The organism is Salmonella sp. WC3, assembly GCF_042932255.1.
GTDB classification, from domain to species: Bacteria; Pseudomonadota; Gammaproteobacteria; order Enterobacterales; family Enterobacteriaceae; genus Salmonella; species Salmonella enterica.
Map to the genome: position 1 here is coordinate 1338483 of NZ_CP170629.1, position 12942 is coordinate 1351424.

Here is a 12942-nt window from a genome sequence, read left to right on the forward strand (position 1 = left end):
TTGCATCATAAAAATACCCGCCTGGGTTTCCGGCGGGTATATTTATTCCTGGCAACCGGCATCCGTTTTGCCGGATGACGGCCTGCAGTAAACGTAGCGCCATCAGGCATTCAGGACGCGGTCATTTGTCTTAATTATCCGACTGGTCTTTGGCACCAGCTTTTAAACGACGCCACAGAGTGGTGCGGCTAATCCCCAGATAACGCGCCGCGGCGCTCTTATCGCCCTTAAAGCGCGCCAGTACATCCTGTAACGCGTTCGCATCCACGGTTGAAGGCGTCAGCTCTGCTGTGTTCACCATAAGCTCAGGTAATAACTGCCGCATAAATTGCCTGTCCAGCGTTGGCGCGGGATCGACGCTTAAAAAAAGCGCCAGGCGCTCCATCATATTACGCAGTTCGCGAATATTACCGGGCCAGCGCCAGGCCAGCAAAAGCGGCTGACACTGTGTCAATCCATGACGTATCGATTCGGTAAACGGAATTTCCATCGCTGCCAGCGACTGTTTTAAAAAGCTTTCCGCGAGCGGCAAAATATCAGCCTGCCGCTCGCGCAAAGGAGGAAGCGTCAGACGCAGAATACTCAGGCGGTAAAAGAGATCGGGGCGAAAACGTCCTTGCATTATCTCCCGATCCAGATCGCAATGCGTAGCGCTGATCACCCGGACATCCACCGGGATCGGCTGGTGTCCGCCGACGCGAGTGACGGCTTTTTCCTCCAGTACGCGCAAAAGTCGGGTTTGTAACGGCAAAGGCATTTCGCCGATTTCATCCAGAAACAGCGTGCCGCCGTGTGCGATTTCAAACAGCCCCGCCCGGCCTCCTCGTCGTGAACCGGTAAACGCCCCCTCTTCATAACCAAACAGTTCCGCTTCCAGCAACGACTCGGTAATCGCGCCGCAATTGACGGCGACAAAGGGAGGGGATGGCTTATTCTGACGGTGAGGCTGGCGGTGAAAAAACGTCTGGTGAATCGCCTGCGCCGCCAGCTCTTTTCCGGTCCCTGTTTCCCCCTGAATCAGCACTGCCGCACGGGAGCGGGCATAGAGCGTAATCGTCTGGCGGAGCTGCTCCATTTGCGGCGACTGGCCGCGTATATCGCCCAGTTCATACCGGGTTTGTAATCCCTTGCCGGATGGGTAATCCACGCGCTGGCGCCGTGTCAGACGGGTCATATCCAGCGCATCATGAAAAGCCTGACGAACGGTCGCCGCGGAATAAATAAAGATGGCGGTCATTCCCGCTTCTTCCGCCAGATCGGTAATTAATCCCGCGCCGACGACGGCCTCAATACCGTTGGCCTTAAGTTCGTTAATTTGCCCGCGCGCGTCCTCTTCGGTGACATAGCTTCGCTGTTCAAGACGGAGGTGAAACGTTTTCTGAAAGGCAAGTAAAGCCGGAATGGTCTCCTGATAGGTCACGATACCGATAGACGAGGTGAGCTTTCCCGCTTTCGCCAGCGCCTGTAATACATCGAATCCGCTGGGCTTGATGAGGATCACCGGTATTGACAGGCGGCTTTTTAAATAGGCCCCATTCGAACCCGCCGCGATAATCGCGTCGCAGCGCTCGGTCGCCAGTTTTTTGCGAATGTAGGTCACCGCCTTTTCAAAGCCGAGTTGAATAGGCGTGATGGTCGCCAGATGATCGAATTCCAGGCTGATATCCCGAAACAGTTCGAACAGACGCGTTACGGAGACCGTCCAGATCACCGGTTTATCGCTATTATCGCGCGGAGCGCTGTGGGCAGTCGTCATCGCAGTAGGTTCATCTTTAAGGGGCGATTTTTTGTTTTAAATGTGTTTCATAAATGTTGCAATGAAACAGAGCGATTCGTTTCATGAAACGTTAGCTGACACGTTTTTCTTTTCCCTTAATCGCGCTTATTCATAACAGGAATGACTGTAATTACCTGTTTTTAAATCTCATTGTATTTAATTTTCTCGCTGCCTCTTTGCCTGGCATAGCCTTTGCTTTGGTGAATACATCCTGAGTAACAATTTACTAACATGAGGACGAGATATGTCTTTACATTCGCCGGGGCAGGCATTTCGCGCCGCGCTCGCTAAAGAGAATCCATTACAAATTGTCGGCGCTATCAATGCCAACCATGCTCTGTTGGCCCAACGGGCCGGGTATCAGGCTATCTATCTTTCTGGCGGCGGCGTAGCGGCGGGCTCGCTCGGACTGCCGGATCTGGGGATTTCGACGCTGGATGATGTGTTAACCGATATCCGGCGCATCACGGATGTTTGTCCGCTGCCGCTGTTGGTAGATGCGGATATTGGCTTTGGCTCCTCCGCCTTTAATGTCGCGCGGACGGTAAAGTCCATAGCCAAAGCGGGTGCCGCCGCGCTGCATATTGAAGACCAGGTTGGCGCTAAGCGCTGTGGACACCGTCCAAACAAAGCGATCGTCTCGAAAGAGGAGATGGTAGACCGAATTCGGGCGGCAGTGGATGCGCGCACCGATCCGAACTTTGTGATCATGGCGCGTACCGATGCGCTGGCGGTGGAAGGGCTGGAGGCGGCTCTCGATCGCGCGCAGGCTTACGTGGACGCGGGGGCAGACATGCTGTTCCCGGAGGCGATCACCGAACTGTCGATGTTCCGCCGGTTCGCCGACGTGGCGCAGGTGCCGATCCTCGCCAACATCACTGAGTTTGGCGCGACGCCGCTGTTTACGACCGACGAGTTGCGCAGCGCAAACGTGGCGATGGCGCTCTATCCGCTGTCGGCGTTTCGCGCCATGAACCGCGCCGCAGAAAAAGTCTATACCGTGCTGCGCCAGGAAGGGACGCAAAAGAACGTGATCGACATCATGCAGACCCGTAACGAGCTGTACGAAAGCATCAATTACTACCAGTTCGAAGAGAAGCTGGACGCGCTGTACAGGAATAAAAAATCGTAGCCTGTAGGCCTGATAAGGCGAAGGCGCCATCAGGCAATGCCGGATGGCACTACGTTTAACCCGCCTACGGTACGGCCTACACGCCTCAATACCCTACACATTACAATAATGACGAGGACAATATGACAGACACGACGATCCTGCAAAACAACACGCATGTCATTAAGCCTAAAAAATCAGTCGCGCTTTCCGGCGTACCTGCCGGAAATACCGCTCTGTGTACCGTGGGAAAAAGCGGTAACGATCTGCACTATCGCGGTTACGACATTCTCGATCTGGCGGAGCACTGCGAATTTGAAGAAGTCGCGCATTTACTGATCCACGGAAAATTACCGACCCGCGACGAGCTGAACGCGTATAAAAGCAAATTAAAAGCGCTGCGCGGATTACCCGCCAATGTCCGTACCGTTCTGGAAGCGTTACCGGCGGCCTCGCACCCGATGGACGTGATGCGTACCGGCGTTTCCGCGCTGGGCTGCACCCTGCCGGAAAAAGAGGCACATACCGTCTCCGGCGCGCGCGATATTGCCGATAAGCTGTTGGCCTCGCTCAGCTCTATCCTTCTTTACTGGTATCACTACAGCCACAACGGCGAACGTATTCAGCCGGAAACCGACGATGATTCCATCGGCGGCCATTTCCTGCATCTGCTGCACGGTGAAAAGCCAACCCAAAGCTGGGAAAAGGCGATGCATATTTCGCTGGTGCTGTATGCCGAGCATGAGTTCAACGCCTCGACGTTTACCAGCCGGGTGATTGCCGGAACCGGCTCGGATGTCTACTCCGCGATTATCGGCGCGATTGGCGCGCTGCGCGGCCCGAAACACGGCGGGGCGAATGAGGTGTCGCTGGAAATTCAACAGCGTTATGAAACGCCGGACGAGGCAGAGGCGGATATCCGTAAACGCGTGGAAAACAAAGAGGTGGTGATTGGCTTTGGACATCCGGTTTACACCATCGCCGACCCGCGCCATCAGGTGATCAAACGGGTGGCGAAACAGCTTTCAGAAGAAGGCGGCTCGCTGAAGATGTACCACATCGCCGACCGTCTGGAAACGGTGATGTGGGAGACCAAAAAGATGTTCCCGAATCTCGACTGGTTTTCGGCGGTCTCCTACAACATGATGGGCGTCCCTACCGAAATGTTCACCCCGCTGTTTGTCATCGCCCGCGTTACCGGCTGGGCGGCGCACATTATTGAACAGCGTCAGGACAACAAAATTATTCGTCCTTCCGCCAATTATACCGGCCCGGACGATCGCCAGTTTGTGCCGATCGAAAAGCGTTGCTAATTAAAACCTCTAAATATAAAAACAGGAGTTGTACCCTATGTCCGCACATATTTCGAACGTTCGCCCAGACTTTGACCGTGAAATCGTTGATATCGTTGATTACGTTATGAATTACGAGATCACCTCAAAGGTGGCGTACGACACCGCGCATTATTGCCTGCTCGACACGCTCGGTTGTGGTCTGGAAGCGCTGGAATACCCGGCCTGTAAAAAATTGCTTGGGCCGATCGTGCCAGGCACGGTGGTGCCCAACGGCGCACGCGTGCCGGGCACCCAGTTCCAGCTCGATCCGGTACAGGCAGCCTTTAACATTGGCGCGATGATCCGCTGGCTCGATTTTAACGATACCTGGCTTGCCGCCGAGTGGGGCCATCCTTCCGACAACCTCGGCGGTATTCTGGCGATCGCGGACTGGCTGTCACGCAACGCCGTCGCCGCCGGCAAAGCGCCGCTGACCATGAAACAGGTATTGAGCGGGATGATCAAAGCCCATGAAATTCAGGGCTGCATCGCGCTGGAAAACGCCTTCAACCGTGTCGGGCTTGATCATGTACTGCTGGTGAAAGTGGCCTCGACTGCGGTGGTCGCTGAAATGCTGGGGCTGACGCGCGATGAGATCCTCAACGCGGTATCGCTGGCGTGGGTGGATGGGCAGTCGTTGCGCACTTATCGTCATGCGCCGAATACCGGTACGCGCAAATCCTGGGCGGCGGGCGATGCGACTTCGCGCGCGGTACGTCTGGCGCTGATGGCGAAAACCGGCGAGATGGGCTATCCCTCGGCGCTCACCGCCAAAACATGGGGCTTCTACGACGTTTCATTCAAAGGTGAAACGTTCCGTTTCCAGCGTCCTTACGGCTCCTACGTGATGGAAAACGTGCTGTTCAAAATTTCTTTCCCGGCAGAATTCCACTCGCAAACCGCCGTCGAAGCGGCGATGACGCTGTATGAGCAGATGCAGGCCGCGGGTAAAACGGCAGCGGATATCGAGAAAGTGACCATCCGTACCCACGAAGCCTGTCTTCGCATTATCGATAAAAAAGGCCCGCTCAATAACCCGGCGGACCGCGATCACTGTATCCAGTATATGGTCGCCGTGCCGTTGCTGTTCGGACGGTTAACCGCGGCGGATTATGAAGACGAGGTGGCGCAGGACAAGCGTATTGACGCCCTGCGCGAGAAAATCATGTGTTATGAGGACCCGGCTTTTACCGCCGACTATCACGACCCGGAAAAACGAGCTATCGGCAATGCGATCACCTTGGAGTTTACTGATGGCTCACGCTTTGGCGAGGTTGTCGTGGAGTATCCGATTGGTCATGCGCGTCGCCGCGCCGACGGTATTCCGAAGCTTATCGAAAAATTTAAAATTAACCTGGCGCGTCAGTTCCCGACTCGCCAGCAGCAACGCATTCTGGATGTCTCCCTGGACAGAGCCCGCCTGGAGCAGATGCCGGTTAACGAATACCTCGATTTATATGTCATCTGAGCCAGCCAGCAGTAAGGCGTAAGTTCAACAGGAGAGCGTGATGTCTTTTAGCGAATTTTATCAGCGTTCCATTAACGAACCGGAGGCGTTCTGGGCCGAGCAGGCCCGGCGTATCGACTGGCGACAGCCGTTTACGCAGACGCTGGATCATAGCCGTCCACCATTTGCCCGCTGGTTTTGCGGCGGCACCACTAACTTATGTCATAACGCCGTCGACCGCTGGCTGGATAAACAGCCGGAGGCGCTGGCGCTGATTGCCGTCTCATCAGAGACCGATGAAGAGCGCACATTTACCTTCAGCCAGTTGCATGATGAAGTCAACATTGTGGCCGCCATGTTGCTGTCGCTGGGCGTGCAGCGTGGCGATCGCGTATTGGTCTATATGCCGATGATTGCCGAAGCGCAGATAACCCTGCTGGCCTGCGCGCGCATTGGCGCGATCCATTCGGTGGTCTTTGGCGGTTTTGCCTCGCACAGCGTGGCGGCGCGCATTGACGATGCCAGACCGACGCTGATTGTGTCGGCGGATGCCGGAGCGCGGGGCGGTAAAATTCTGCCGTATAAAAAGCTGCTTGATGACGCCATTGCGCAGGCGCAGCATCAGCCGAAACACGTTCTGCTGGTGGACAGAGGGCTGGCGAAAATGGCATGGGTGGATGGGCGCGATCTGGATTTTGCCACGTTGCGCCAGCAGCATCTCGGTGCGAGCGTGCCGGTGGCGTGGCTGGAATCCAACGAAACCTCGTGCATTCTTTACACCTCCGGCACTACCGGCAAACCGAAAGGCGTCCAGCGCGACGTCGGCGGTTATGCGGTGGCGCTGGCAACCTCGATGGACACCATTTTTGGCGGCAAGGCGGGCGGCGTATTCTTTTGCGCATCGGATATCGGCTGGGTCGTCGGCCACTCCTATATCGTTTACGCGCCGTTGCTGGCAGGCATGGCGACTATTGTTTACGAAGGACTGCCGACGTACCCGGACTGCGGGGTTTGGTGGAAAATTGTCGAGAAATACCAGGTTAACCGGATGTTTTCCGCTCCGACCGCGATTCGCGTGCTGAAAAAATTCCCGACGGCGCAAATCCGCAATCACGATCTCTCCTCGCTGGAGGCGCTTTATCTGGCCGGTGAGCCGCTGGACGAGCCGACGGCCAGTTGGGTAACGGAGACGCTGGGCGTACCGGTTATCGACAATTATTGGCAGACGGAGTCCGGCTGGCCGATCATGGCGCTGGCCCGCGCGCTGGACGACAGGCCGTCGCGTCTGGGAAGCCCGGGGGTGCCGATGTACGGTTATAACGTCCAGCTACTCAATGAAGTCACCGGCGAACCTTGCGGCATAAATGAAAAAGGCATGCTGGTGATCGAAGGGCCGCTGCCGCCGGGCTGTATTCAGACTATTTGGGGCGACGATGCGCGTTTTGTGAAGACTTACTGGTCGCTGTTTAACCGTAAGGTTTATGCCACTTTCGACTGGGGAATCCGCGACGCCGAGGGGTATTACTTTATTCTGGGCCGTACCGATGATGTGATTAATATTGCGGGTCATCGGCTGGGGACGCGAGAAATAGAAGAAAGTATCTCCAGCTACCCGAACGTAGCGGAAGTGGCGGTAGTGGGGATAAAAGACGCTCTGAAAGGGCAGGTAGCGGTGGCGTTTGTCATTCCGAAGCAGAGCGATACGCTGGCGGATCGCGAGGCGGCGCGCGACGAGGAAAAAGCGATCATGGCGCTGGTGGACAACCAGATCGGTCACTTTGGTCGTCCGGCGCATGTCTGGTTTGTTTCGCAGCTCCCCAAAACGCGTTCCGGAAAGATGCTTCGCCGCACGATCCAGGCGATCTGCGAAGGCCGCGATCCGGGCGATCTGACAACCATTGACGATCCCTCGTCGTTGCAGCAAATTCGCCAGGCGATCGAAGAATAGCCGTAAGCCGGATAAGCCGCGTTCGGCAACGGGTTAGACTCAGCGACTGAATAGTGGGGTGTAAAGTCGGGAAAGGGCGGCAGCGCGCCGCCCTGTAACAGAATTAACGCAGAATATTTTTCTCAGCCAGATCCAGTGCTAAGTAACTGAAAATCAAATCGGCGCCGGCGCGTTTAATCGAGCCCAGACTTTCCAGCACGACCTTTTCTTCATCGATGGCGCCAGCCATAGCAGCAAATTTAATCATGGCGTATTCACCGCTCACCTGGTAAGCGCCAAGCGGCAACTCTGTGCGTTCGCGGATTTCACGCAGCACGTCCAGATACGCGCCGGCCGGTTTCACCATCAAGCAATCCGCGCCCTGGGCTTCGTCGAGCAGTGATTCGCGAATCGCTTCACGGCGGTTCATCGGATTCATTTGATACGTCTTGCGGTCGCCTTTTAACGCGGTACCCGCTGCTTCACGGAAAGGGCCGTAGAAAGAAGAGGCGAACTTGGTGGAGTAGGACATTATTGCCGTATCGGTAAAACCGGCGGCATCCAGCGCCTGGCGGATAGCCTGGACTTGTCCATCCATGGCCGCGGAGGGCGCAATAAAATCTGCTCCAGCCGCCGCCGCGATAACGGCCTGCTTGCCGAGGTTGGCCAGCGTCGCATCGTTATCCACACCGTGTTCGCACAACACGCCGCAGTGGCCGTGCGAGGTGTATTCGCAGAAGCAGGTGTCGGACATGACGATCATCTCCGGCACGGTTTGCTTACAGATGCGGGACATTCTTGCCACCAGACCGTCTTCTTTCCAGGTATCGCTGCCGGTGTCATCAGTATGGTGAGAAATGCCGAAGGTCATAACGGAACGAATGCCAGCATTTGCGATACGTTCAATCTCTCGCGCCAGCTGCTTTTCCGGGATACGCATTACGCCGGGCATGGCATCAATAGCTTTGTAATCGTCGAGTTCTTCTTCAACAAAGATCGGCAACACCAGGTCGTTCAGGCTAAGTGTTGTCTCTTCAAACATAGCGCGCAGCGCAGCGGATTTGCGCAGGCGGCGAGGGCGATGGATAAGGTCTGTCATGGTCTGCCTGATGTTTGTGGAATCGAAGGCCCAGTATACCTGAATCTGCAGGCAGATGTTTTACGAAAACGGTCCTTAACGTAGCAGGCGCAGCCCCGGCGGCGGCGGAACATGGCGCTTCTTTTATATACCGAAGATTAATACCTCAGGCACTATATCATTTTAAATAAGAATTAGTTTTACGTTGTTTTTAGTTTTATTTCATCGTCATTTAAGTAAATGTGGGTTTTAACATTATTCATGTTTATTTTGTTTTTCTTTAATCTATATTTATCTTATATGTATTTTGTTTTTTTATTTTCTTGTAAGGTCATGAAAAAGAATGCTTTTCAATTATAAAACTTCCTTTTATTACGTCTTTTTAATTCATGTCCGAATCCGGACTGAGGATAAAGAATAATTGAACCTTTTAGCAATGACGCCGCATAATCCTTCTTGCTAAACATCTGTATGTTTTTATGCATTGATAATTGATGGATCAACTATATTACGTCCCTGAGGAGGGATGACAAATGCACTCCTGGAAAAAGAAACTTGTAGTCTCACAATTAGCATTGGCTTGCACTCTGGCAATCACTTCTCAGGCGAATGCTACTACTAATGATATTTCTGGTACCACTTACAATACGTTTCATCACTACAACGATGCGACCTACGCTGATGACGTTTATTATGATGGCTATGTAGGTTGGAACAACTACGCAACTGATAGTTACTATAACGGTGACATTTATCCTGTAATCAATAACGCGCGAGTTAATGGCGTTATTTCTACCTACTATCTGGATGATGGCGTTACTACCAATACTAATGCGAATAGCCTGACAATTAAAAACAGTACTATTCACGGTATGATTACCTCCGCGTGTCTTGAGGGTACCGATTGCGTAAATCGTGACACCGGGTATGTATATGATCGTCTGGCGTTGACCGTTGATAACTCTACTATTGATGACAACTACGAGCATTATACCTATAACGGTACCTATACCGATGGTACTGCGGATACACATGTTGTTGATGTTTATGGCATGGGTACCGCGATTACACTGGATCAGGAAGTTGATCTGTCTATTGTAAATAATTCTCATGTTGCTGGTATTACCCTGACTCAGGGCTACGAATGGGAAGATATCGACGATAACACCGTTAGCACTGGCGTAAACAGTAGTGAAGTATTTAATAACACAATCAATGTTGTTGATTCTACCGTAACCTCTGGTTCATTGTCTGATGAAGGTACTTCCGGCTGGTTTGGTAATACTAATAACGCTAGCGATTACAGTGGTTCTTATACTGCTGATGACATTGCGATTGCGGCAATTGCACACCCATATGCTGATAATGCAATGCAGACGACGGTCAACCTCAGCAACTCCACGCTGATGGGCGATGTTGTATTCTCCAGCAATTTCGATGAAAACTTCTTCCCGAATGGAGCGGATAGCTATCGTGATACTGATGCTGACCGCGACACGAACGGTTGGGATGGCACTGACCGTATGGATGTTACCCTGAATAATGGTAGCAAATGGGTTGGTGCAGCAATGTCTGTACATATGACAGACACTGATACTGATGCCGATGGAGACGGTGTTTTTGAATATACTGTAGATACTAACGGCGACGGTATTCTTGATGCCACATCTCCGGATGGAGTTTACGATTCTTATGCTGTAGGTACCGAGGCAACTGCAACTCTGATCGATATCGCAGCTAATAGTCTGTGGCCATTATCAACTGTAGGTGTTGATAACATTTATACTGACTACAGTGAGTATAACCATATCGTTGGTAACGAAGTTTATCAGAGCGGCCTATTTAACGTGACCCTGAATACCGGATCACAGTGGGACACTACTAAAACTTCTCTGATTGATACGCTGAGTATCAATAGTGGTTCTGTTGTCAATGTTGCTGATTCTACTCTGGTTTCTGACACTATCGGCCTGACTGGTGGTTCTGCTCTGAACATCAATGAAGATGGTCATGTTGCAACTGATACCCTGTCTATCGATAACAGTACCGTTACGATTGCTGATGATGTTTCTGCTGGCTGGAGCGTAAATGATGCTGCCCTGTACGCAAACACTATCAACGTAACCAATAATGGTGTACTGGATGTTGGTAATAGCGCTTCTAATGCGCTGCAGGTTGATACTCTGAACCTGACCAGCTACACCGATGCTAACGGTTATGTGAACGCTGGTGTCTTCAACATCGAAAGTAACCGTTTCGTACTGGATGCTGACCTGACTAACGATCGTACTAACGACACGACTAAGTCTAACTACGGTTATGGCGTGATTGCGATGAACTCTGATGGTCATTTGACCATTAACGGTAACGGCGATACTTACGATACCGACCAGACGGAAGCAGGTCAGGATGAAGTTGATAACGTTGGTGACAATGTTGCAGCTGCCACCGGTAACTATAAAGTGCGTATCGACAACGCCACTGGCGCGGGTTCTGTTGCGGAGTATAAAGGTAATGAGCTGATCTATGTTAACGATAAGAACAGCACCGCGACCTTCTCTGCAGCAAACAAAGCTGACCTGGGTGCTTACACCTATCAGGCTAAGCAGGAAGGCAACACTGTCGTGCTGGAACAGATGGAACTGACCGACTACGCTAACATGGCGCTGAGCATTCCTTCTGCGAACACCAATATCTGGAACCTGGAACAAGACACCGTTGGTACTCGTCTGACCAACGCTCGTCATGGCCTGGCGGATAACGGCGGCGCATGGGTAAGCTACTTCGGCGGTAACTTCAACGGCGACAACGGCACCATTAACTACGATCAGGATGTTAATGGCATCATGGTCGGTGTTGATACCAAAGTTGACGGTAACAACGCTAAGTGGATCGTTGGTGCGGCAGCAGGTTTCGCGAAAGGCGATCTGAGCGATCGTACCGGTCAGGTGGATCAGGACAGCCAGTCTGCCTACATCTACTCTTCCGCTCGTTTCGCAAACAACATCTTTGTTGACGGTAACTTGAGCTACTCTCACTTCAACAACGATTTGTCTGCTAACATGAGCGACGGTACTTACGTTGACGGCAACACCTCTTCTGACGCCTGGGGCTTCGGCTTGAAACTGGGTTATGATCTGAAGCTGGGTGATGCAGGCTACGTAACGCCTTACGGCAGCGTATCCGGTCTGTTCCAGTCTGGCGATGACTACCAGCTGAGCAACGACATGAAAGTTGACGGTCAGTCTTACGACAGCATGCGTTATGAACTCGGTGTAGATGCAGGTTATACCTTCACTTACAGCGAAGATCAGGCGTTGACGCCGTACTTCAAACTGGCTTACGTTTACGACGACTCCAACAACGATGCTGACGTAAACGGCGACTCTATCGACAACGGCGTAGAAGGTTCTGCGGTACGTGTTGGTCTGGGTACTCAGTTCAGCTTCACGAAGAACTTCAGCGCCTACACCGATGCTAACTACCTCGGCGGCGGTGATGTTGATCAAGACTGGTCTGCAAACGTTGGTGTTAAATATACCTGGTAATCATTTTCTCTCAGGAGAAATAAAGGTAATTTAAACTGAAAAATGCCCGTCAAGGACTTGACGGGCATTATTGCAAGGAATGCATATGTTATCTTTAAGCAAGCCACTACAGGAATTCTACAGACTCGATAAATGCCTTTCTAAGCATGGTACGCGTTTCGAGTTTGTTAACGATAAAGAGATTATCTGTTCACCTGATGAAAGTAATACCCATACCTTTGTTATTTTAGAGGGGGTTGTTTCGTTAGTTCGCGGTGATAAAGTTCTTATTGGTATTGTGCAGGCCCCCTTTATTTTCGGTTTAGCCGATGGTGTGGCGAAAAAAGAGGCACAATATAAATTAATTGCGGAGAGCGGTTGCATTGGTTATCGCCTCTCATCATCACAAACTCTTGCCATCATTGAGTAAAACCAACTGTGGCGTGAAGCCTTCTGTTGGATAGTATGGAAAAGTCAGGTACTGGAACTTCGTGACAAGCAGCTCATTGGTAATAATTCTTACGACCAAATTCGTGCGACGTTAATGACAATGATTGAGTGGGATGAAGAACTTCGCTCACGTATTGGTGTTATGAATTATATTCATCAACGAAAGCGCGTATCGCGATCGGTGGTGGCGGAAGTTCTCGCGGCCCTGCGTAAGGGTAATTACATTGAAATGAATAAAGGCAAACTGATCAGTATTAACCGTTTGCCCTCCGAATATTAACAAAAATGTTG

The 12942-nt window shown here is 52.1% G+C and carries 7 protein-coding genes and 1 pseudogene; 6 read left to right on the plus strand and 2 right to left on the minus strand.

Translation table 11 applies throughout. The features are described 5' to 3' along the window. Nucleotides 1–130: 130 nt before the first annotated feature. Nucleotides 131–1756, minus strand: a complete 1626-nt coding sequence (gene prpR / locus ACFK9X_RS06265) for a propionate catabolism operon regulatory protein PrpR (protein WP_000205277.1) — start codon at nt 1754–1756, stop codon at nt 131–133. A 265-nt stretch (nt 1757–2021) separates the two neighbouring features. Here prpR and prpB point away from each other — a divergent pair, with 265 nt between their 5' ends. From prpB to prpE, 4 genes are all read left to right on the plus strand, one after another. Further along, on the plus strand, nt 2022–2909 hold the full coding sequence (gene prpB / locus ACFK9X_RS06270; RefSeq protein ID WP_151115881.1) for a methylisocitrate lyase: 888 nt from the start codon (nt 2022–2024) through the stop codon (nt 2907–2909). Between the two features lie 122 nt (nt 2910–3031). Continuing rightward, nucleotides 3032–4201: a 2-methylcitrate synthase gene (prpC, locus tag ACFK9X_RS06275; protein ID WP_000132743.1), complete on the plus strand. Its 1170-nt coding sequence runs from the start codon at nt 3032–3034 to the stop codon at nt 4199–4201. A gap of 37 nt (nt 4202–4238) precedes the next feature. Next, complete coding sequence (locus tag ACFK9X_RS06280) at nt 4239–5690, plus strand: bifunctional 2-methylcitrate dehydratase/aconitate hydratase (protein ID WP_151115883.1); 1452 nt, start codon at nt 4239–4241, stop codon at nt 5688–5690. 40 nt (nt 5691–5730) lie between these two features. Next, on the plus strand, nt 5731–7617 hold the full coding sequence (gene prpE / locus ACFK9X_RS06285) for a propionate--CoA ligase (RefSeq protein ID WP_151115885.1): 1887 nt from the start codon (nt 5731–5733) through the stop codon (nt 7615–7617). Nucleotides 7618–7720: 103 nt separating this feature from the next. Here the strand turns inward: prpE and hemB are convergent, their stop codons facing one another. Then, nucleotides 7721–8695, minus strand: a complete 975-nt coding sequence (gene hemB / locus ACFK9X_RS06290; RefSeq protein ID WP_151115886.1) for a porphobilinogen synthase — start codon at nt 8693–8695, stop codon at nt 7721–7723. A gap of 512 nt (nt 8696–9207) precedes the next feature. Between hemB and ehaB the strand changes: the two genes are divergently transcribed. Together ehaB and iprA are read left to right on the plus strand one after the other, a co-directional pair. Continuing rightward, nucleotides 9208–12222, plus strand: coding sequence for an autotransporter adhesin EhaB (gene ehaB / locus ACFK9X_RS06295; protein ID WP_151115888.1), 3015 nt, complete (start codon nt 9208–9210; stop codon nt 12220–12222). A gap of 85 nt (nt 12223–12307) precedes the next feature. Continuing rightward, nucleotides 12308–12931, plus strand: a pseudogene (gene iprA / locus ACFK9X_RS06300) (hydrogen peroxide resistance inhibitor IprA). Nucleotides 12932–12942: the final 11 nt, after the last annotated feature.